The 22309-nt window shown below is 54.5% G+C and carries 15 protein-coding genes and 1 tRNA gene; 1 reads left to right on the top strand and 15 read right to left on the bottom strand.

What is annotated here, in order from left to right:
- Positions 1-44 precede the first annotated feature (44 nt).
- The 14 genes from JWF83_RS03655 to eptB form a co-directional block, all read right to left on the bottom strand.
- Positions 45-1055 (bottom strand): glycosyl hydrolase family 8, encoded by a 1011-nt coding sequence (locus JWF83_RS03655; protein ID WP_413648758.1) that lies wholly within the window; start codon positions 1053-1055, stop codon positions 45-47.
- Positions 1056-1064: 9 nt separating this feature from the next.
- Positions 1065-1526: a cellulose biosynthesis protein BcsD gene (gene bcsD, locus JWF83_RS03650; protein WP_413648756.1), complete on the bottom strand. Its 462-nt coding sequence runs from the start codon at positions 1524-1526 to the stop codon at positions 1065-1067.
- Between the two features lie 2 nt (positions 1527-1528).
- On the bottom strand, positions 1529-5575 hold the full coding sequence (locus JWF83_RS03645; RefSeq protein WP_413648755.1) for a cellulose synthase subunit BcsC-related outer membrane protein: 4047 nt from the start codon (positions 5573-5575) through the stop codon (positions 1529-1531).
- A gap of 1 nt (position 5576) precedes the next feature.
- A complete protein-coding gene (gene bcsB, locus JWF83_RS03640; protein WP_413648753.1) occupies positions 5577-8069 on the bottom strand; it encodes a cellulose biosynthesis cyclic di-GMP-binding regulatory protein BcsB in 2493 nt (830 codons plus the stop codon).
- Entirely contained in the window at positions 8066-10183 is a 2118-nt protein-coding gene (gene bcsA / locus JWF83_RS03635; protein WP_413648751.1) for a UDP-forming cellulose synthase catalytic subunit, read from the bottom strand. The genes bcsB and bcsA overlap by 4 nt, the downstream gene beginning before the upstream one ends.
- A gap of 92 nt (positions 10184-10275) precedes the next feature.
- Positions 10276-11073: a cellulose biosynthesis protein BcsQ gene (gene bcsQ / locus JWF83_RS03630; protein WP_413648750.1), complete on the bottom strand. Its 798-nt coding sequence runs from the start codon at positions 11071-11073 to the stop codon at positions 10276-10278.
- Positions 11064-11774 carry a cellulose biosynthesis protein BcsO gene (bcsO, locus tag JWF83_RS03625; protein WP_413648748.1) on the bottom strand — a complete coding sequence of 237 codons (711 nt, stop codon included), beginning with the start codon at positions 11772-11774 and terminating at the stop codon, positions 11064-11066. The genes bcsQ and bcsO overlap by 10 nt, the downstream gene beginning before the upstream one ends.
- A 311-nt stretch (positions 11775-12085) precedes the next feature.
- The gene (gene dppF, locus JWF83_RS03620) at positions 12086-13093 is read right to left on the bottom strand and encodes a dipeptide ABC transporter ATP-binding subunit DppF (protein ID WP_413648747.1); all 1008 of its coding nucleotides are present in this window, start codon (positions 13091-13093) and stop codon (positions 12086-12088) included.
- Positions 13086-14069 carry a dipeptide ABC transporter ATP-binding protein gene (gene dppD, locus JWF83_RS03615; protein WP_413648745.1) on the bottom strand — a complete coding sequence of 328 codons (984 nt, stop codon included), beginning with the start codon at positions 14067-14069 and terminating at the stop codon, positions 13086-13088. Before dppD ends, dppF begins: the two co-directional genes overlap by 8 nt.
- Before the next feature lie 12 nt (positions 14070-14081).
- The gene (gene dppC, locus JWF83_RS03610) at positions 14082-14984 is read right to left on the bottom strand and encodes a dipeptide ABC transporter permease DppC (protein WP_413648743.1); all 903 of its coding nucleotides are present in this window, start codon (positions 14982-14984) and stop codon (positions 14082-14084) included.
- A gap of 10 nt (positions 14985-14994) precedes the next feature.
- Positions 14995-16014 (bottom strand): dipeptide ABC transporter permease DppB, encoded by a 1020-nt coding sequence (gene dppB / locus JWF83_RS03605; protein ID WP_413648741.1) that lies wholly within the window; start codon positions 16012-16014, stop codon positions 14995-14997.
- Positions 16015-16260: 246 nt separating this feature from the next.
- Positions 16261-17871, bottom strand: a complete 1611-nt coding sequence (gene dppA / locus JWF83_RS03600) for a dipeptide ABC transporter periplasmic-binding protein DppA (protein ID WP_413648740.1) — start codon at positions 17869-17871, stop codon at positions 16261-16263.
- A gap of 875 nt (positions 17872-18746) precedes the next feature.
- Positions 18747-18823, bottom strand: a tRNA-Pro gene (locus JWF83_RS03595).
- A 131-nt stretch (positions 18824-18954) separates the two neighbouring features.
- Complete coding sequence (eptB, locus tag JWF83_RS03590; RefSeq protein ID WP_413648738.1) at positions 18955-20628, bottom strand: kdo(2)-lipid A phosphoethanolamine 7''-transferase; 1674 nt, start codon at positions 20626-20628, stop codon at positions 18955-18957.
- Between the two features lie 407 nt (positions 20629-21035).
- Here eptB and JWF83_RS03585 point away from each other — a divergent pair, with 407 nt between their 5' ends.
- On the top strand, positions 21036-21653 hold the full coding sequence (locus JWF83_RS03585; RefSeq protein WP_413648736.1) for a hypothetical protein: 618 nt from the start codon (positions 21036-21038) through the stop codon (positions 21651-21653).
- 113 nt (positions 21654-21766) lie between these two features.
- On the opposite strand, the gene JWF83_RS03580 is transcribed toward JWF83_RS03585, so the two are convergent.
- Positions 21767-22195 carry an organic hydroperoxide resistance protein gene (locus JWF83_RS03580; protein WP_413648735.1) on the bottom strand — a complete coding sequence of 143 codons (429 nt, stop codon included), beginning with the start codon at positions 22193-22195 and terminating at the stop codon, positions 21767-21769.
- Positions 22196-22309: the final 114 nt, after the last annotated feature.

The raw sequence follows: 22309 nt of genomic DNA, 5'->3' as shown, positions 1-22309 counted from the left end.
GAGTATCGGCAACATCAAGGGAGCCATTTATGGCTCCCCGACGGTTAAGGAATTTGATGCTGCCAGGCCATCCATACCAGTAAACGCAGGCTGGCGGAGTAATAATCCTCTTTTGCATCCAGCGTATCACTCAGCATGCTGGTATCACCCATGGTCAGATCGCGCACCGCCAGTACACCACCGGCCATATGGTAAGGCGCCGCTTCATTGCTGCTGACGTTGATCCATGCTGGCGTTTGCAGACGGGAATAGTTAGTCCAGAAACGCTGGAACGGCGCCAGACGCAGGCTCTGTGCGTCATACCACCAGATATAGAGCGGAATACGGATGGCGTCGTAGCTAAAGCGCGGCGGCCAGGCAATCGCCGGCGCCATACTGCCGTCGGCATTCAATGCCACCCAGTCCAGCGGCAACGCGGAAGAGCCAAAACTCATTTCACTCAGCAGGCTGAAACCATCATTGATCAGCTGATTCCATATCTGCAGGTGGCTGCGGCGGGCAAAGTCACGCCAGGCAGGAAACAGAAAATAGGAAGGGTTAATAATCACATAGCTGTTTTTATTAAACCCCTGCGCCGCTGGCAGCATCAGAGTATGACCGGCAAAGCTGGTCACATTGTGCGACACAATCGCGCGCTGGATTTTGTCGGACTGCTGTAAGTAATCCGCCTCCTGCCACTTCTCGCCGGCAAGCTGCAGCGCCCAGGCAATCAGCACATCGCCATCAGAGGCGTTGTTTTTATCCACCACCGGATCGGAGGCCGCCGGATTGTAGCGCCAGTAAAACAGCCCATTGTTCGGATTACTGAGGTGGGTCCGGGTCCATTGCCACAGACGGTCAAAGGTCTGACGATCGTTATTCCCGACCGCCAGCAACATAGCAAAACCCTGCCCTTCGGTATGGCTGACGTTATTATTCGCGGTATCGCGAATACGGCCGTCAGACATAAGAAAACGGTTTTTGTAGTTACTCCATCCATCCGCAGCCAGACTTTGCACGCTGAATAAAGATAACAAAAGTAGTAACACCCACTGACGCCAGCTGGACTTCACCATCAATCTCCCTTATTGACCATTTTGATAACGAAATAGCAGAATGGCATCTTCGGCAGTGGTATCGCAAACCAGCGCTACCTGTTCACTCCCCCCCTGAGCCAGCAGCCAGGCCGAGTACAGCCCGGTCAGCACTGCGCCTAACAGCCCGCGCCACTGACCCGCGTCCAGCGTCTCATCTCCCGCCGGGAATGCCATATGGGTCAATACCAGCGCATTGTCATGCGGCTGCACATCGACAAAACCCCAGTTAAAACGCGCCAGCGCCAGATTGATCTGCACTTCGAGATCGTGCACCGTCTGCGCTTCCGCCAGCGGATAACGCTGCGCCAGCTGCTCGCCCATCTGCTGTAAAAATGCATAGCTGTCCTGCTCGCCAGCATTTTCCAGCATCCCTCCGGCAATCACACTAAACAGATCGAACCAGCCGGGCTGATAAGGATGCGGGCGAACTTGTTGCGGTACGTTTTCCATGTTTATTTGTCTCCCAGCATATAGCGGAAATAGAGTTGCGCCGAGGTTTCGTTATAGTCACCAAAGGTATCGTAACCAAGCTGGCCGCCGACGGTGACATCTTTATTCACCTTATAATCCGCTCCTGCATGCAGATTGTAGCCAATACCATTTTTACTCTCGCCGGAATAGTATGACTCTTTAGCAAAGCCAGAGCTCACCATGGTGTCCAGGAATGTCTGCCAGTCAGGGTTATTGGGATAGTAGGCGCTTTTATCCTGGCTGTATGACTGATAACCAATAGAGCCGCCGACTTTGACGCTCAAGTCATCATACTTCTGCATAAACTCAACCGGGAAGGAGACAGCAACGTAATCCTGCGGACTGAAGTATCCCCCCTGGCCATAGCTGTAATAGCTGAGGTTTTTCGAGAAATCCATCCAGCTCATGCTGATACCGGTTTTCAGCTCGCGGTCGTCATAGTGGAACGGTCTGATATAGGCCCCGGCATTTGCCAGCAGGCTCTTGTTACTGGCAACATTCTCCCCCAGATAACTGTAAGCACCAGCACCGGCATAGAACCCGGCATCGCCGTCATCATAACTGAGTAACGCATTACCCCCATTTTTGGTGACGCGTCCCCAGCTCTTGCCGGATAACTTATCCTCGGTACCGACATAAGACAGGATACTGTCAGTCACCGCGCGGCGTTCACCCGTCAGAATCAGGGTTAAGTAATCGGTCAGTTTAGGCGCCCACCTCACGCCGCCCACCAGAGTACTGAGATCCTGCCCCAGTGGCGTGCTGCCGAGGTCAATTTTATAATTACCGCCGGTTAGAGCCAGATTCAGCTCTGCACCATTGGCGGTTTGCGCATCGCTGGAACTGGTACCTTCGGCAGTCACGCTGGGTTTATTGGTCGACGCCAGCAGGTAATTTTTGACTGCAGTGTTGTTGTTCAGTGCAGTCAGGTTATTCAGCCCTGATGCCGTCAGTGGGTTAAGATCTTCAAATGAAACCGTACCACCGGCACTAACGATACGGTCATAGTAATCAGCGACTGCCGGGTTGCTGGTGCGGAAAGCGGCCAACTCCGTGGCACTTAAATTACTAATACTGGTCACCTCACTATTAATTGTGGTTACCAGATTCTGCACCGCATTCGCACCCGCGCCGGACCCCAGACGACGCCATGCATCGCCACTGGCCGACCCCGCACTGAGCGATACTGGCGTCACGGTAAATTCAAAGCGCGCATCGCCAAAAGGTACGCTGGACCAGGTGAGCGGCGCTTTCGCTTCCGTCAGCTTACTAAGACCCGACTCGCCATCCCGGCTGCGGATCTGCACGCCCCCCTGCGCCCAGGTGCCGGTACGCTCCTGCAGATCGTCCATCATGGTATTGATCTGTTTCAGCGTACGGCTCTGCTGCGTTGGCGCATTTACCGCCACCGTCTGACCGCCGATATCACGATAACTGGTAGCATCCGGCGCCGTCTGCCACGGCATGGTCGCGCCGTAGCTCGAAGCAGGGCGTCGTGCATCCGGGGTGCCGCGGTTGATAAACGGGTTATCCGACAGCGCCAGGCCGCCAGCCGTGGGTATACTGCCGGTTTCCGCGCCTTGCAGACCGATCATTTTACCGCGCGCGGTGCGCAGATAGCCGAGCGCCTGGTTATGATTGCCTTCCGCCTCGGCGACGCGCGCCATCAGCAACAGACGTTCCGGCGTCTGCTCGCCACGCAGTCCCTGGGTCAGCGCGCGTGCTTTTGGCACATCGTTAAGCGCCAGCGCCACGTTAATCGAACCTTCGCGCGCATCCTGAGCTGGCGTATCCCGGGTCAGCAGGTAGTCATACACCACCCCCGCTTCTTTGTTCATTTTGCCGGACTGATACAGCCGCGCCATGGCAAACATCAGATCGCTGTTTTGCGGATCGCTTTGCAGGGCGCTAATCAGCTTGTCGTAAGCTGCCGCATATTGCTTCTGCTCCCGCAGGCGATCGACTTCGTTAATCACATAGCCATTACGAATAGCCGCCAGCTGCGTCGGCGTACTGCGCGCCTGCAGGGTCGGATTACTGAGGAAGCTCTGCGCTTCGGCGGTTAAGCCAGCCTGATTCAGCACCGCCACCTGCGCGGCATAATCCCCGGCATTGCCCTGCACACCGCGCTGCATATTGTTGCGTACTACCGCCACTGCGCTGGTGAGATCGCCCGCGCGCGCCAGATTTTGCGCCAGCTTACCGGCATCGGCCGGATTGGACGGTGGGTTGCTCGCCAGCGCTTTCAGGGTGTTGGCCGCCGCCACATTGGATCCCTGCGCCAGGTACTGCTCGGCGGTACTCATCTGTAAGTTAAAATTCACCCGCTGCGCCAGCGTGCGCATTTCGGCACTCTGGCTGCCGGCGGGAATGCGTGATAACAGGGTACTCGCCTGCTGCCACGCCCCGCTTTCACTGGCATTCAGCGCGCCGGCGTACAGCTCATTACTACTGGCGCCGCTACGGAACACCGGCTGCATCACACTGGCCGCCGCCGCGCTGTCGCCCTGGCCGCGGTAAACCCGCGCCAGATCGAGACGCAGCCAGCCGTCGTTCGGGAAGCGTTGCAGACCCTGTTGCAATATGGCGATCGCCTGCTGCGGATTGCCGGCGCTCAGCGCCTGTTTCGCCTGCTGGCGCACCGGATCGCTGGTGGCGACAGGGCGCGGCAACATGCTCTGGCGCACCGTAGCCGGTAACGAAGAGAGTAAGGTATTGGCTTCTGCGGTCCGGTTTTGCTGACGCAGTACGTAGAACAACCCCTCTTTGGCGTTGCGGTTTTCCGCATCACTCTGCAACACGGAGCGGTAAGTCTGTTCTGCTTCATCCAGCTGATTAGCACGACGCAGCGCGTCGCCGCGGAACAGTTTCGCCGCAATACCCTGCTCGCCTTCAGCCTGAACCAGAGGCGCGCTAAGCGCCAGCGCCTGGGCGGTATCACCTGATTTTAACGCCTGTTGCGCCGTGGCCAGCTGCGCATAGAAACGCGCATCGCTGGCCTGCTGCTGGCGCTGCTGGCTGTCAGCGCCCCCCAGTTTTGCTGAGCGCTCCAGGTAGTCAGCCGCGGCGGCAAAATTACCGCTGCGCTGTGCCGCATAGCCTAAACCTGCCAGCGCATCGGCATCCTGCGGGTTAGCCTGCAACACCTGTTTAAACGCAGTTTGCGCCGCGGGAACATCACCGCTGTTCAGCGCGCTAAAGCCGCGCCCCTTCTCCGCCCCACCGACGTTTTTACGGTAATAATCCATTACCGCATTATCCTGCGGATGACGTTGCTGCCAGGTCTGATACAGCGCCGCATCTGTCGGCTGCGGCCCCAGCCACAGCAGCGCCTGACGCATCGAGCTATCGGCATCAGGGTTACCATCGGCCATTCCCTGTAGGATCTGTAAACCTTCACGCCGCGTCGATTCTTGCCAGGTCAGCGCCTTGCCTAACGCCAGCTGCGCACCGGCATCCTGCGGGTTGCGGGCAGCGAACTGACGCAGACTGTCAATCGCCTGCGGTCGCAGGCTACGATCGCCCGCCATCGTCAGATAATATTCGGCCGCAATGCTGGGTGGCGGTTCATTACCGGCAAAGGTATTGCGCCAGGTTTGCAGCGCAGCGCTAACGTTGCCGCTACGCGCCTGCTGGCGTGCCAGCGACAGCTGGGCCTGAGGAATAGATTGCAGCTGTTTGGCATTGTCCAGCTCGGCCAGACGCGGATCCTGCGGCGAAACCTGGCTGAGACGTTTACGCCATTGGGCCGCTTCGGCGCTGTCGCCGCTCTGCTCAGAATAGAGCGCCATCAGATACAACGCCTGGGCGTTATTGCCATCGACCATCAGGATTTTCTTTAGCGCATCTTTAGCCAGATCGTCATGGGCTTTCTGATGCCAGTAGGTCGCCTGGTCGAACAGCGCCTGCATCGCCGGATTATTCTCAGCGGCGGCCAGCACTGGCGCAAAAACAGCGGTAGCCATCGCGCTACTTATCAGGAGCGCCTGGCGAATTCTGGCGGTTAAGGTGGTGGTTTTTATCGTCATATCACTTCTCTTCGCCAGAGGAATCATCTTTCCGGTGCTTATTCAGCCGCTTCCACGCATGACGTTTCAGCATCATATACGTACAACCGCCCACGATTAACGAGAACAGTAATGCCATCAGCGCCAGTAATACCGAGTGCTGGTTGGCATACCACACCACCATCATGTACCACGGCATCTGGCCACTCGGGAACTGCGGCCCGACACGGAAACTGCGAATACCGTTTTCATCGGTAATAATGGCGGTGTCACCGCGAATGCCGGCGTTAATACGCGCCGAACTGAGGTCGTTATGCAAATTCAGCAACTGCTGATCGCTGCTGGCAATCGCCATCACCACCAGCCGCTCCTGACTCCACGGCGAGCGATAGCTGACAAAACCACGCCAGGATTCGTTGGACGAGAAGTAGCGATCGGCATCCAGAGGCTTGCGCGACCAGTCGCCGGTCAGCCAGCTGCGCGCATTGTCCCAGGTGCTCGGGGCTTTTACGCCAAAGGTGTGGGTGGTGGTGTCGTAAGGTGAATTAACCAGCATCGCCTGATTAAAGCTGGTCTGCTGCATCGTCGAGATCGCCAGCACATCGCTGTTTTGCAGCCGCTCAAGGCTGGTGCCGCCAGCAGGAATACCAAACATGACGCTGTTATGATCGAGGGTAACGCCGGTGGCGTTACCGGCACGCCCGGCGATATCCAGCAGGGCGCTGATTTCAGCATCAGTCGGTTTTTCCGGCAGCATCAGTACCGTCTGCGAGAAGTCCGCCATCCGCGAGAACGGAAATGACGCGCCGACAAAATAAGAGAGATTCGGCAACAGGGTAAAGTGACGCGTGTTGCTCAGATCGATAGACGAGGTATCTTCGATGCGGCTCTTAATATTGTTATTCAGCAGGACGCTACAAGGCGCATCGGCTTTCGGCTTAATATTGAAATAGAGCTGCAGCTGGTTATCGCCATAGATCAGATACGGCTCCAGCTTCAACCCATAGCTTTCCTGACGCGCATCACCGCCCAGCCGGTGCCAGATATTCTCCAGCAGGCCAACCTTATTTACCGTCAGATTGCGCAGAAAAGTGCCGTTCAACGAGACGTTAAGGGAAGACTGGTTCTCATCAATCCAGCCTTCCGCCGGGAAGCGATAGTTAAGCTGTACCGGGATGGTTTCACCGTCCCACAGGAACAGGTCCGGCGCGGCGCGGAAGTTTACCCGTAGCGCATCATGCCAGATGCCATTAGTGGTCAGACTCTGGTCTTTCCGCAACAGATCGGCGAGACGCACCGGTCGATCGGTGTTAATCCAGCGCGGCGCGTCATAAGGCTTACGTACCGGAATGGTTTGCGCCGCCACATTCAGCATTGACTCATCCAGCGCCAGCGGCGCTTTGATTAAGCGCCAGGCCGCCTGACGCAGCTGATCTTCATCTTTACCGATCACCAGCATCAGTTTGTAGGTGGGATTATCCGGGTTATCCACCATCTGCAGCGTTGGTCCATTGACCACCGGCATAGTCAGATTGCCAATTTTTTCCCCCGGCTGGCCAAACAGGATGCCATTTTTCTCCGGCAGCTGGTTACGCAGTACCGGGAAATTAGCCCCACGATAATCGGCCTGAATGCCCATCCATGAGGAGATAATCGCCGCAGCGGTGATCTGCCCCGGGGTTACCGCGTCGGGAAATACCATCGGCACGCTGGCGCTGGTCATCTGCAGCGGGTCGATAAACGGACGCGGGAAGTTACGCATACTGGTGCCGATATTCAGCTGCTGACCTTCCAGTGACAGACGGGTCTGCGGCAGGATCACCACCTGATACTGCTGCGCGCTGTCACGCTCGCAGAGCAACTGGTCGGCATCGTTAATTTTAAAGCTCAGGTTGTTGCTCGACACCACCATCGCGGGCGGAATATCCAGCTGATAGGTCGCGCTGTCGCTATCCGAAGCATTCAGCGGCAGGGTACCCAACGGCTGACCGTTGAGCATAAGCTGAATGGAGGTATTACGTGCCGCCAGCGCAGGAGAAACGCGCAGCGATAAATCGAGGCGCGCGTTAGTAATCACCTGATCGGTTGGCAGGCTAAACACAATACCGGATTGCAGCTGGCCGCCGCTTAGCATAATGCCGTTCTGCTGGCCCATTTGCGCCACGGTCACGGTGCTGGAAGTCGGATGAAACGCCATTGCCGATGTACTGCTGGCCGCTGGCGATTGCATCAAATCTGGCGCAGCCTCCGCCGGTACGCTTTCGCCGCCGCTCTCCGCTTCTGCTGGCGCCGTGTCGGCCGTGCTGCTGTCCGCCGCAGCGCCCGCTGGCGCATAGGGTTTCGCCCCAACCGTGGAGCGCAGGCTGCTCTCCGCGGCGCTGGCATCGGCTGCCGCCAGCTGGGATAACACATGACTATCCTGGGTGACGCTCTGTTCTGCCGCCCGGCTACTGCCCAGTGTGGCGCTACTGCAGATTAACGTTGTAAGCATCGCCCGTAAAAAGTATTGCCTCATGCCGCGTTATCCTCTTGCACCTGGCCGATCTCTTCTTCTGCCTGGCCGGTTCGGCGTTTATTGCGACGCCCCTGCCAGGTGAGCCAGAACAGCTCAAAGACGGTACGGATAATGGTTAACAGCGAACGCAGCGGATTGTCCTGCTTATGTTCCGGCTGGATCCAGGCATCAGCGCGTGCCAACACCACACGGACTAATTCGCGCCGACGTGATAACGGCATCTCTTCAAACTGCAAACGGATAACGCCATCGCTGGCATCAATGGTTTTTACCGGAATGCTGATGGTGCCGGACTGCAGCAATACATCGATCTCTTCAATTTCATCGGTTTCATGACGATTATCCGGTGCGGTGATCTGCGCCCCGCCCATCGACAGGTCGACACTGGTGGTGCGTGAGGAGATACCGCTGGCGTAGTGAATAATCACCGGGATTTGCACTTCGATACGGATGGTTTTGCGCGTCTGACGGGTTTCGCGCGCCACGGCAATCGCCGCCATTAAAATGATCAGACTAAAAATCGCCCAGCCGACGTTCAGCGAAATAACATACGGGTCGACGCCAAAATAGTTATGGAACACGGCGCGGACAATACCCGCCAGCACGCCGATCAACAGCAACACGGCGGTGATCACATGCGGACGCACAATATTGAAGTCGAAGAAACCCACGTCCAGCAGGCCGCCTTTATCGGTGACGTTGAATTTACCGTGCTTCGGCGACAGCATCGTCAGCACCGTCGGGATCACCAGATGGAAAGCCATCACCGTTTCGTAAATCTCACCCCAGAAGGTGTAACGGAAGCGACCATTCATGCGTGAGTTGACATACAGCGACATCACCAGATGCGGCAATACATAGGCAAAAATCAGCGACGCCGATGAGTGAATAATATTCAGGTTAAACATCAGATACGCCAGCGGTGCGGTGAGAAACACCACGCGCGGCAGACCAAACTGGAAGTGCAGCATGGCGTTGAGATAGCACAGCCGCTGCTGCCATTTCAGACCGCGTCCGAGCAGTGGGTTATCGACGCGGAAAATCTGCGTCATGCCACGCGCCCAGCGGGTACGCTGGACAATATGCAGACCGAGACGCTCGGTAGCCAGGCCCGCCGCCAGCGGAATAGAGATAAATGCCGAACCCCAGCCCAGACGCTGCATCTTTAAGGCGGTATGCGCATCTTCGGTAACGGTTTCAACCGCAAAACCACCAATCTCTTCCAGCGCCGCACGGCGGATCACCGCGCAGGAGCCGCAGAAGAAGGTGGCATTCCAGTTATCGTTACCCTGTTGTACCGGGCCGTAGAACAGAGCGCCTTCATTCGGGATATTGCGCGCGGCGCGCAGGTTACGTTCAAACGGATCCGGTGAATAGAAATAGTGCGGCGTCTGCAGCAACGCCAGTTTCGGGTCGCTGAGGAAAGGTCCGACGGTGGCCTGCAGGAAAGTACGGGTCGCCACATGGTCACAGTCAAAGACGCAAATCAGTTCGCCTTTGGTGATTTTCATCGCGTGATTCAGGTTACCGGCTTTCGCATGGGAGTTATCTTCACGGGTGATATAGCCCACACCGACATCGGCGGCGAACACCGCAAACTCGCTACGTTTGCCATCATCCAGCAGGTAGATTTTCAGCTTATCGCGCGGATAGTCGATGCACTGGGCAGCCAGCACGGTATCGCGCACCACATCCAGGCTTTCGTTATAACTCGGGACATAGATATCGACCGTCGGCCACAGGCTGACATCATCCGGCAGCGGCTCAATAGTCCGTTTTAATGGCCAGGTGGTTTGCAGGAAGCCGAGGATCAAAATCAGCCAGACATACAGCTCGGCAAGAAATAATCCAATCCCGAGGATGGCTTCAACTTCGGAATTGAAGTGCAGTGTTTCGGTAGCACGCCAGTAAATATAACGGGTGGACATTAACGCAGAGAGGATCACCATCACAATGGAAACTTGTTTACTTTTACTCAGTCCGAGTAAAAACAACAGTGCAATGCTGATTAAGCCAAAAATATATTGTTTTTGACTGTCCATTGGCGTGATAACAATCACAGCTGCGACCGGAAATAAAACCAGCAGCAGCAGGTAATACAGCGCTTTATTCATGCAGCATCCTGAAAACAGGGATTAATAGTTATTGCTCAGCAATGAGCTATTGTTAACCCGCAGCGGGTTGCGGCATCCATGCCTTACCGGTGTTATAGCGAACGCAATGTGGCGTGAACTTCGCCATCGCCCACCTTAATATTCAACAACGCAGACAAGCGTTTACTGACCAGTTCAATATCAAAAGCAGCAGCTGATACCGGACTAAAATCAAAAATCGAGCGTTGCGAGGCATTGGCCTCCGCCACGCTTTCATCCCGATGCACTACGCCCAACAGCTTGTCACCCAGCCGTTGTTGCATAAACGCGGTAACGTCGCGGCTGATATTACGGCGCGCATCACTTTGATTAAGAATGAAATAATGGCCTGATTTTTGATTGAGGGCGGTGCCTGTCATCCGCTCATTTTCAATGTGCGGTAATAGCGACAGCGAGGCGGTATCCGCCAGCATCACCACCAGATGGAGGTCCGCCAGCCCGGTCACAGCTTTCAACGCCGGGCCGGGGCCTGGCGGAAAATCAGCAATGATCACCAGGCCAGGATAGTTCAGTACCGTATCCAGCCCGCGCCGCAGAAAATGGGGATCGCTCGCCAGATTATTTTCAAAGGCAACGCGCTGATCTTCCGAAACATCGCCATAGGGCAGCACAAAAATATTACCGCCGGTAGTCAGAATCGACTGACTCCAGTCAGAATTTTCTGCTGATTTCGCGACAAAGCCACGACCATCGGACAATGGCACGCCGAAATGCAGGCGCAGGGCATTTTGCACATCAAAATCAACTACCAGTACTTTGCTGCCGCTACGAGCCAGGGCATAGGCAAGATTTGCCGCCATTGTGGTTTTACCCACACCACCTTTCGGGGAACACACACAAACTAACGGCATAAGGCAATTTTCTCTAGCAAGGGTTTTAATAACGACTCTTTTGTCACACTGACGACCGCACCCGTATGACGCGCATTGAATAACTGCTTGTAGCGTGGTGCATTTCCCGCCCGGGCTGGCTGCGCCGGGGCCGGGGTCGCGATCAATGCCGCGGCTGGCTGCGGTGACAGCGGTGCAGCGACTGGTGCCGGTGCTGGTGCTGGTGCTGGTGCTGGCGGTACCGCGACTGGCGCGGCGGCCACCGATGCCGCAGCAGGTTCTGGCGCCGGGAATGCCGACAGCGCAGCGCCCAGCGCCCCCAGCGCCGGTAACGGTGTCGGCATCGCCGCTGGCGTCTGCATCGCTGTGGCTTCCGGCTGCGGTTCCGCTGCCCCCACCGCTGGTTTTAAGCTGGCAGCAATACTGTCAAATAGCGTACCGCCCTGGCTGCCAACGGACGGGGCAGCCACAAAAGACTTTACCACCTGATGCGCCGGTATTGGGCTGGAAAACTGATCTTTCGCGATAGGCTGAGGCTGAATCACATCAATACTCTGGCCGCGCTCCAGCGCAGAGTCGCTTTGATTGTCATTGAGTAACTGCTTGATAATCGCCCAGTTTGTTGTAGCTGATTCGAGGCTCTGTTCTGACATGTCCTTGAATTTGATGTTATTTGTTTGGGTTTTTTCTTTGAAGCGCTGCAGATCATCATAACTTTTCATATGATTTCAACTGAATTCATTAGGGGGGTTTTTGCTGAATAATAGCACACAACTTTTCAATCGGTCAGAATATTCTGGTTAACGGATGGTCCTGATCCATCATTATTTTCAATCAGCAGGATTGAGTATTCGCCGACAATTACGGCTGCAATTTATTACCAGCGTAACTATTAAATCCGTTAAATTAATTGCCGTCGGGCGCTTTTACTGAAGGGGGATTTGCTGCAGATTTAATTAAGTATTACTGAACACAACTATTTAAGTGAAATATTGCCAATATAACGGCCGACTTTCGTCGGCCGGTTAATCCACTAACCTGCGTTTTGCTGTTCATCCTGATCGACAGCAAAACAGGCCACTTGCTGCTCGCCATATTGCTTCAGTTGCGGCTGCAATTGGGTACAGGTGCCGAAACGGCGGTGGCAACGGGCGTTAAAGGCACAACCCGGCGGTGGGTTGAGCGGGCTTGGCAGCTCGCCGGTCAGCTTAATACGCTGCCGACGGTCATCCGGATTCAGACGCGGTGTCGCCGACAGCAACGCCTGGGTATAAGGGTGGCGCGGATTAGCAAATATCGCCTCTTTACTGCCTTTTTCTACACAGCGACCAAGGTACATCACCATCACTTCATCAGCGATATGTTCAACTACTGAAAGGTCATGTGAAATAAAAACATATGACAGGCCCAAATCTTGCTGCAGGTCCATCATCAGATTTAATACTTGCGCCCGCACCGAAACGTCGAGCGCGGAAACCGGCTCGTCGGCAATCAGCACATCAGGATCCAGCATCAAACCACGCGCAATCGCGATACGCTGACGCTGACCACCGGAAAACATGTGCGGATAGCGATCGTAATGTTCGGTTTTCAGCCCCACCTTCGCCATCATCTCCAGCGCTTTTTCACGGCGCTCAGCTTTGGTCAGCGTAGTATTGATGACCAGCGGCTCTTCCAGAATATGGCTGACCTTCTTGCGCGGATTCAGCGAACCGTATGGGTTCTGAAACACAATCTGGATCTTCTGCCGACGCAATTTCTGCGCGTGGGGATCGTGTTTTAACAGATCCTGGCCGTGCCAGTACAGCTGACCTTCGGTGGGCGTTTCAATCATGGTGAGCAGACGACCAAGGGTCGATTTACCGCAGCCCGACTCACCCACCACCGCCAGCGTTTTACCGCGTTCGAGATTAAAGGAGACGCCATCCAGCGCTTTAACCAGACGTTCCTGACCAAACAGCCCTTTTTTCACCGGATAGTGTTTTTTCAGGTCGATGGCCTGCAGCAGGTATTGCTGCTCCAGCGTTTTTTCATCACTCATAAGTTGGTCTCCCGGCATCATCCAGAGGGAAATGACATTTGGACTGACGCCCCGGAATATCACGTAATTCAGGTTCTTCACTACGGCAGCGTACGGTAGCGTACGGGCAGCGCGGATTCAGCAGGCAGCCATTCGGACGATCGTATTTACCCGGCACCACCCCCGGCAATGAAGCCAGACGCGCTTTATCGGCAGCAAACTCCGGTAATGCGCGCAGCAGCGCCTGGGTATACGGATGACGCGGCGCCCGGAAAATATCCACCGCTTTGCCGGTTTCCACCACCTGCCCGGCATACATCACGATAATGTGCTGGGCCGCTTCCGCTACCAGCGCCAGGTCGTGGGTAATCAGAATCAGCGCCATATTTTCCTGACGCTGCAGATCGAGCAGCAGCTCAATAATCTGCGCCTGAATGGTGACATCCAGCGCGGTGGTCGGTTCATCGGCGATCAACAATTTAGGGCGGCAGGCAATCGCCATGGCGATCATCACGCGCTGACTCATCCCTCCCGAAAGCTGATGCGGATAAACATCCAGACGCGAGGCCGGATCGGGAATGCCCACCTGGTTCAGCAGGTCAATCGCGCGCTGACGGCGCGTGCGGCGATTACCGCCCTGATGCACCTTAATCGCTTCCATAATCTGAAAACCAACGGTGTAGCAAGGATTCAGGCTGGTCATCGGATCCTGGAAAATCATCGCCACTTCAGAGCCAACCAGCTGGCGGCGCTCTTTTTCGGAGATTTTTTTCAGATCGCGCTGATTAAATTCCAGCTTATCGGCCATCACTCTGCCGGGATAATCAATCAGCCCCATGATCGCCAGCGAACTGACAGATTTACCGGAGCCAGACTCGCCGACAATGCCGACCACCTGCCCCTGTTCCACCTGATAGCTGATGCGATCAACCGCACGGAACGGTGCTTTTTCGTCACCGAAATGCACCGATAGTTTGTCTATATTTAATAACGCCATCTCGGTGCCTCTTTACTGCTTGAGTTTCGGGTCGAGGGCATCACGTAAGCCATCACCCATCAGGTTAAATGCCAGAACCGTCAGCAGAATCGCGACGCCAGGGAAGGTCACGACCCACCAGGCACTTTGCGCATACTGCAATACGTCAGAGAGCATGGTGCCCCACTCCGGCGTTGGCGGCTGCGCGCCCATACCCAAGAAGCCCAACGCGGCCATATCGAGGATGGCGTTGGAGAAGCCAAGAGAAGCCTGCACAATCAGCGGCGCGAGGCAGTTTGGCAAAATATTGACAAACATCTGACGCACCGCACCGGCACCGGCCACACGTGAGGCGGTAACGTAATCGCGGTGAACTTCCACCAGCACCGCCGCACGGGTTAAGCGGATATAGTGCGGCAAGGCAACAAAAGTCAGCGCTATCGAGGCGTTGACAATCGACGGGCCAAATATCGCCACCAGCACCAGTGCCAGCAGCAGGCTTGGCAACGCCAGCATAATATCGACCAGACGCATAATGATGGCATCGACCGTGCCGCCGACGTAGCCGGCGATTAAGCCAAACACCACACCGAGGATCAGCGACAGAATCACCACCATACAGCCCACCAGCAGCGACAGGCGCGCGCCGTACATCAGGCGCGACAACACATCGCGGCCAACATCATCGGTACCAAACAGAAAATGCCAGCTGCCGCCTTCCTGCCAGGCTGGCGGACGCAGCAGTGAATCGCGGAACTGCTCAGCAGGGGCATGCGGCGCCAGTACGCTGGCGAATACCGCGATTAAGATCATGATAACCACGTACACCAGGCCAACCACCGCGCCCTTGTTACGTTTGAAGTAGTGCCAGAATTCCTGAATAGGGGTCATCGGCTTTGGTGCAGCAGTAATGCTGCTCGGATCAACTTGAGACATCCCGGCCCCCTTATTTTTTGTGTCGGATACGTGGATTAACCACGCCGTATAGCAGGTCGACCAGCAGGTTTACCAGGATAATCAAGGTAGCTACCAGCAGAACACCGCCCTGCACCACCGGATAGTCACGACGCTGGAGCGCATCGATTAACCAGCGGCCCAGTCCCGGCCAGGAGAAGATAGTTTCGGTCAGGATCGCCCCGGCCAGCAGTGTGCCGACTTGCAGACCGATGACCGTCACCACCGGTAACATCGCGTTGCGCAGCGCATGTACCACAATCACCCTAAGGCGTGTCAGCCCTTTGGCGCGCGCGGTGCGGATATAATCTTCACCCAGCACTTCCAGCATCGAGGAGCGGGTCATACGGACGATCACCGCCAGTGGAATGGTGCCGAGCACGACCGCAGGCAGGATCATATGCATCACGGCGTCTTTGAAATCGCCAGGCTGCCCCCAGAACAGGGTGTCGATAAGCATAAAGCCGGTTAGCGGCATGGTGTCGTCGAGGAATACCGTGTCGCCGACGCGCCCGGAGACCGGCGTCAGGTTCAGCTGAACCGACACCAGCATGATCATCATCATGCCCCACCAGAAAATCGGCATCGAATAACCGGTCAGCGAGATGCCCACGGCGGTGTGATCGAAAATAGAGCCGCGTTTCACCGCCGCCAGCACGCCAACCGGAATACCCAGCACCACGGCAAAAATCATCGCGCAGATACCCAGTTCAAGGGTAGCTTTAAAGCGTGGAACAAACTCTTCCCAGACCGGAATGCGACTTTTCATTGAAATACCGAGGTCGCCATGCATAACGCCGTTGATATAGGTGAGATACTGCTTCCACATCGGCTGGTCCAGCCCCAGCAGAGCCATTAATTGGGCATGACGTTCCGGTGACATGCCGCGCTCACCCGCCATGATCATTACCGGGTCGCCCGGGATCAGGTGGACAAACGCAAAAGTTAATAGGGTGATACCAATAAACGTTGGGATAACCAAACCCAAACGTCGGAATATGAACTGCAACATAATCCGTAATCTCTGTAATCTCCCGCGGCACATAACCGACGGGATGCTAATTGCTCACATCTGGTGGTCGGCAAGCGCTGACCACGACGCGTTTACCCCGGTTTCCTGAAGCTGCCGCGGCGTTAGCCGCAACTCCGGTCACCCTGGGAAAAAGACGCCTTTACCAATTTATTCATCCGGAAAAGGGCCGGAGGACCCGGCCACTACGGGAAAGGTGAAGGGGTCAGGCAAGCCTGACCCACAACATTATTCCTGAATATCAACGTTTTCGAAGTGGTGTTTACCTAATGGATCAACCACATAACCGCTGACCTTCTTACTGACTGGCTCATAAACGGTAGAGTGAGCAATGATCAAGGCAGGCGCCTGATCATGCATCACAACCTGAGCTTGCTTGTAGTATTCAATCCGTTGATTGTGATCGGCAGTCGCGCGGGCTGGCTGGATCTGATCTTCAAACGGCTTGTAACACCAGCGTGAGTAGTTAGAACCATCTTTCGCTGCCGCACAGCTAAACAGGGTGGCGAAGAAGTTATCCGGATCCCCATTGTCCCCGGTCCAGCCCATCATTACCGTCTGATGTTCACCGGCTTTGGCACGTTTCAGATATTCGCCCCACTCATAGGTGACAATATTGGCTTTCACACCAATTTTAGCCCAGTCGGACTGAATCATCTCCGCCATACGGCGCGCATTCGGGTTATACGGACGTTGCACCGGCATTGCCCACAAATCGATGGTGAAGCCATCCGGCATACCGGCTTCTTTCAGCAGCGCTTTGGCTTTTTCCACATCATAAGAGTAGTCCTGAACGGCGTCGTTGTAGCCCCACATGGTTGGTGGGATCAGGTTCTTAGCCGCCTGACCAGCCCCCTGATAAACCGCATCGATAATCGCTTTCTTATTCACCGCGGTAGTCAGCGCCTGACGAACTTTCAGGTTATCCAGCGGTTTTTTCTCAACGTTGAATGACAAATAACCGACGTTCAGGCCAGGCTGTTCCATCAGGTTGATATTTTTGTCCTGCTTCATACGCGCGATATCAGCCGGGTTCGGGTACGGCATCACCTGACATTCGCCTTTCTGCATCTTCGCATAACGTACCGAAGCATCCGGGGTAATCGAGAAGACTAAGCGATCGATTTTCGGCTTGGTGCCCCAGTAATCCGGGTTGGCTTTGTACAGAATGCGCGAGTCTTTCTGGTATTGCAGCAGCTGGAACGGACCGGTACCGACCGGGTTAAGGTCAACTTTATCCGGGGTGCCGGCTTTCAGCATCTTATCGGCATATTCCGCAGACAGGATGGAAGCGAAGTCCATGCCAAGGTCAGCCAGGAACGGTGATTCAGGGCGGGTCAGCACAAAGCGCACGGTGTTGGCGTCCACTTTTTCAATCTTGCTGATCAGGTTCGGCATATCCATGCCTTCGAAGTATTCGTAGCTGCCGCCGGAAACACCATGATATTTGTTGTTTTTATCCAGCTGACGCTCAAAGGAGAACACCACGTCGTCGGCGTTAAAATCACGCGTCGGTTTGAAATCCTTGGAGGTATGGAATTTTACGCCCTTGCGCAAATGGAAAGTGTAGCTTTTACCGTCAGCGCTGACATCCCACTTCTCAGCCAGACCCGGAACCACTTCGGTGGTACCGATTTTGAACTCAACCAGGCGGTTATAGATAGGTACGGAGCTGGCGTCATAGGTGGTGCCGGAGGTAAACAACTGCGGGTTAAACCCTTCAGGCGAACCTTCTGAACAATAGACGAGGGTCTTAGCCTGGACACCGGCGGCAACGGTCAGAGCGATCAGGCTCAGACCAACCTTCAGCATCCCTGTTTTTGCCAAGGAAATACTCATGCTTATACTCCAATGTGTGATGTGTTGTTGTGTGCGTTACGCCCAACCTGTGTTTTTGTAGTGTGGTTGGTGCGTGAGTGCCCGCAGGCATCAATGAGCAGGATATCCGGCTTATTAACGTCTGACTCTGTGGAATCCATCAGACGAATCCGCTTCCTTTCACCTCATTGAGGCATCAATTTGTCAACAGTTGCAACTAACGTCAATACAAAGACCAGGTATTTACACAGAGTGTGAGAAACAGCAAGCAAACATAAAAAAAACAATTTCCCAACAATTGTAGTTGAAAAATGCACTATTACCGCTAATAACCAGACAATTATCGCGCCTTTAAAATAATTAACAGCCAATTACTCCATTAAAAAACAAATAAAAATTATCGTTTAATGATGAATATCTGCACGATTAGTTTTGTGATCCAGCTCAAATCAGCTAAATATGCTGCAATGCTGGCATAAGAAATGATCAACAAGCCAAATTCGGTCATAAGAAGAACGTGTCGCGAATTAAGCATTACCCCGGTGGCAAGCGGGTTGCGATAGCCCTATGCAGGAATAATGCGTAATAAGTGTTTTACGTTGCATAAATCCCGCTCAGAGACAGGATAAGCTGGTCTGATAAATGGATGAACTGATGGTCTTTTCCGCCGATTTCAGCGCAAGCGCCGCGGTGCGGACAATTGCCGCTGCCGCCGACGCCATTTTCTGATGACTTAAACTTATAATGGCCGGGCGCTGACAGCGGAGCGTGCAGGAGTGACTGATTCGGCGGAATATCCCGCTGGCGCCGCGGTAATAAGCCGGGCAACAACGGTCAGTGGTCAGTGAGGCGGAAAAACAAAAAACCCCTGTCATTGCTGACAGGGGTTCTGAAGATGGTCGGCGAGAGAGGATTCGAACCTCCGACCCACTGGTCCCAAACCAGTTGCGCTACCAAGCTGCGCTACTCGCCGATGGGGGCGCATGTTACTGCGCCGCTATATACGCGTCAACGACTTTTTGTGAAATGCACTTCAACCGCCTGGAAAGCATGCACATTTGCGTTAACAGAGCCTTTTTAGCGGCTTAACGCCGCAAACCGGCTTTACTGTGCGGGCGCCTGGCACCAGTTATTCGCGGTTTTAATACCACCATTTGGCGAGGTGTAGCCTAAACAACCGAGAATGGTGTCAAACAACTCAACGTGACGATGGGTAGTGCCAAGACGCTGTTGCGCCTGTAAACGCTCAAACGCGCTCTTATTGCTGGCATCTGCCAGGTACTTGTCGGATGCCCAGACAATCATCGGCACGCGGAACTGCTCCGGCGGCGCCATTTCACGCGGCGTACCGTGCAGATGCATATTTTCGTTGATCGACTCGCCATGATCGGAGGCATAAAACACGATGGCTTTTTTATCGCGCAGCTGATCGAATACGCTATCCAGCACACTGTCGGTATAGAGTATCGAGTTATCAAAGGCGTTAATTAACTGCGCTTTACTGCAGAAATCATCCACCCCCATACACTCCGGCTGATAGCGGGCAAAATCACGCGGGTAGCGCTGCGAATAGAGATAATGTGAACCTTTGGTATGCAGTACCACCAGATGCTTGCCACGAGGATGTCGCTCCACCGAGGCTTTCAGTTCCTGCACCAGCAGCATATCGTCTACCGATTTTCCCTGGTTACGTTTCTCGGAGCCAATTTGCTCGCGGAAAGCGTAGTTGTCGACATCGGCATTGTTATAGAACCAGACTTCGCTTTGCATGGCGAACAGTTCAGAACTAAAACCCAGCGACTTAAGCACCGCGAAAACGTTCTGCTCTTTGAGCGTACGTCCCGGGTTATCCATGGTGCCGCCTTCGCGCACAAACATGCAGCGCAGGGAGAGTTTGGTGGAGGTGTCACAGGATTCGCCACGGAAAGCCACCAGGTTTTTCTCCTGCGATAACTTTGGCGTGGTATCACGTTCGTAGCCGAGTATCCCCATATGGTCCCAGCGCGTGGTTTCACCAATCACAAACACCACATAGGTATCATCAATGCCGGGCGGGGCAACATAGCTAAATTTCTGCGCCGGATCGAGTAAATCCTGGTTATTCATCGACTCATCAGCACGGGTATAAGCAAACAGCCCCAGTGCGGACAACCAGTTGGAAGGCAGGTAAGAGTGCGCCACGACGCCGCCATAACTGGGCAGATCGATATTGGTTATTTTTTCCTGCGCCGACTGCAACTGGTCAAAATAGCGGATCGGTAAATACACCAGCGCCACCGAAACTATCAAGATGGCCAATGGCTTAAGGCGCTCTCCCGGGGTTTTCAGTTGCTCAAGCAGCGTCAGGCTCAGTCCGTTACGCCAGATCATCAGCAACGGTAACACACTCACCAGCACCATCCAGGCGATAAACTGTAAGCCCACAACCTCTTTTGACAGATCAACATCGGTGGTCATCACCGAAGCCACAATACCGTAACCAATCACCACGTTAAAAAACGCCATATAGTAGCTGGCGGCAACGGAAATCAGTACCAATAGCGAGGCGAGTAGTCGGTAAAACCACTTGCCGCCAAGTGACAGCAGGCGCATCAGGAAGAAAGTGAGTAACACGCTGGCAACCACTTCGACAGCGGCAGATAGCCAGTTTTTCAGCGAGGAGTTAGCGATATAAGGATCAAAACGTCGATAAAAGACGGGTAGATTCAATAAGATGCCAATATAAAGCGCCAACAGCAGCGAGAGCTTCTGTTGTGTTAAAGATTTGATGTAATTCATTCGATCCTTTTATATCCGGCCTGGCGGGTCAAGTACTTAACGTTAATCAGACAGTATTCACCCATCAGAGTTCGGGAATCTGATCAATTAAGTGTTGTGTGCAGCCTGGACAGAAGATCACTGAACCGGGGAGTGCCCCCTTTGCCGCAGATAAGGGCGTAGTAAAACATATAACGCAGCCGCGTTCGGCAAAAATTAAACATCGTGACGAGAAAAAACCCGAAATCCGGTGCTTTTCATTAATCTGGCGAAAAAAATAATTGCGCCCGGCGCAGGCAGATGCCGGTCGGCCAGTCGATGGGATGCGGCTGAAATCTTTTATCACACTCTTTGTCGCGGTTAACCTCGCCATTTCGCCGGCGCTGATTACGCTTTACTGGCATATTCCAGCTATTCAGGAGAGTTAAATGATCAAGCATCGATTTACCGGTCTGTTACTGGCGACATGTTTAGTGAGCTTTGGCGCAGCCGCGGTCTCCGCCGATCAGGTGATTAAGCCAGTACGCGGCACCGTGGATGCGGTGAGTGATAATTCACTGCGGATCACTACGCGCCAGGGAGAAAAAATGGTCGTAAAACTCACCGACAAAACCCGAGTGAACAGCATCAGTAAAGCGCAAATCAGCGATATCAAAGCGGATAGCTTTATTGGCAGCGCTGCGGTGGCGCAGGCGAACGGCACGCTGGAAGCGCTGGAAGTGCATATCTTTGCGCCAGAGTTACGTGGCTCCGGCGAGGGGTTTAATCCGTTTCAATCCGCTGACGGCAATGTGAATACCATGACCAACGGTACAGTGGGGAATGTGGTGAATAGCCATGGCCGCACCTTAACGGTGAAATATCATGACAAAGAGAAAACCATCATCGTGCCGGATAATGTGCCGGTGGTGCTGATTTCACCGGGCAACAGATCATTACTGCAACCGGGAACCAAAGTGGTGCTGTCTACCATGAAAGATGAACACGGCGATCTGGTGGCGCGGGGTGTTTCGGCCGGGAAAGATGGTCTGACGCCGCCGATGTAGTGGCCGCGATTGATGGATACGGTATCGGGCGGAATAAATCCCGCCCCTACGGTGGGGGCGTCGTAAGGGAGCCATTAATGGCTCCCGTCACATTGATGACTGCCAGCGCAATATCAGTTAATGATATTCAGTGTCACATCAATATTATCGCGGGTGGCATTAGAGTACGGGCAAACAATATGTGCCGCATCAACCAGTTTCTGCGCTTCGGCACTGTCCATGCCCGGCAGGTGAATATTCAGCAGAGCTTCAATACCAAAACCGGTCGGGATCGGCCCGATACCCACTTCACCTTCGATAAATGCCTCTTTCGGTATCGCGATTTTATCGCGTCCCGCAACAAACTTCATCGCCCCGAGGAAACAGGCCGAGTATCCGGCAGCAAACAGCTGCTCAGGGTTAGTTACTTCACCACCCGCGCCGCCCATCTCTTTTGGCACGCCCAGTTTCACGTCCAGCACGCCGTCGGAAGAGGTCGCACGACCATCACGGCCGCCGGTGGCTTTAGCTTTTGCACGATATACGACTTTTTCTAATGACATAAAGGTTATTCCTTTCTGATGTGGTTGGCCCTTGCGGACGATATTACACACTATTAAATCGCGAGCGATTTATACAGGCAGACAACTAAAGTATAGACCATCAGACTGACAGCT

The sequence above is a fragment of the Pantoea sp. B65 genome (assembly GCF_047308185.1).
Classification (GTDB): Bacteria; Pseudomonadota; Gammaproteobacteria; order Enterobacterales; family Enterobacteriaceae; genus Erwinia.
Note: the sequence above shows the minus strand (reverse complement) of the source record. Positions and strands in the feature narration are given on the sequence as shown.

Coding starts and splice junctions, on each gene's coding strand:
- JWF83_RS03655 (WP_413648758.1), bottom strand. CDS start 1,055: ATGGTGAAGTCCAGCTGGCGTCAGTGGGTGTTACTACTTTTGTTATCT.
- bcsD (WP_413648756.1), bottom strand. CDS start 1,526: ATGGAAAACGTACCGCAACAAGTTCGCCCGCATCCTTATCAGCCCGGC.
- JWF83_RS03645 (WP_413648755.1), bottom strand. CDS start 5,575: ATGACGATAAAAACCACCACCTTAACCGCCAGAATTCGCCAGGCGCTC.
- bcsB (WP_413648753.1), bottom strand. CDS start 8,069: ATGAGGCAATACTTTTTACGGGCGATGCTTACAACGTTAATCTGCAGT.
- bcsA (WP_413648751.1), bottom strand. CDS start 10,183: ATGAATAAAGCGCTGTATTACCTGCTGCTGCTGGTTTTATTTCCGGTC.
- bcsQ (WP_413648750.1), bottom strand. CDS start 11,073: ATGCCGTTAGTTTGTGTGTGTTCCCCGAAAGGTGGTGTGGGTAAAACC.
- bcsO (WP_413648748.1), bottom strand. CDS start 11,774: ATGAAAAGTTATGATGATCTGCAGCGCTTCAAAGAAAAAACCCAAACA.
- dppF (WP_413648747.1), bottom strand. CDS start 13,093: ATGAGTGATGAAAAAACGCTGGAGCAGCAATACCTGCTGCAGGCCATC.
- dppD (WP_413648745.1), bottom strand. CDS start 14,069: ATGGCGTTATTAAATATAGACAAACTATCGGTGCATTTCGGTGACGAA.
- dppC (WP_413648743.1), bottom strand. CDS start 14,984: ATGTCTCAAGTTGATCCGAGCAGCATTACTGCTGCACCAAAGCCGATG.
- dppB (WP_413648741.1), bottom strand. CDS start 16,014: ATGTTGCAGTTCATATTCCGACGTTTGGGTTTGGTTATCCCAACGTTT.
- dppA (WP_413648740.1), bottom strand. CDS start 17,871: ATGAGTATTTCCTTGGCAAAAACAGGGATGCTGAAGGTTGGTCTGAGC.
- eptB (WP_413648738.1), bottom strand. CDS start 20,628: ATGAATTACATCAAATCTTTAACACAACAGAAGCTCTCGCTGCTGTTG.
- JWF83_RS03585 (WP_413648736.1), top strand. CDS start 21,036: ATGATCAAGCATCGATTTACCGGTCTGTTACTGGCGACATGTTTAGTG.
- JWF83_RS03580 (WP_413648735.1), bottom strand. CDS start 22,195: ATGTCATTAGAAAAAGTCGTATATCGTGCAAAAGCTAAAGCCACCGGC.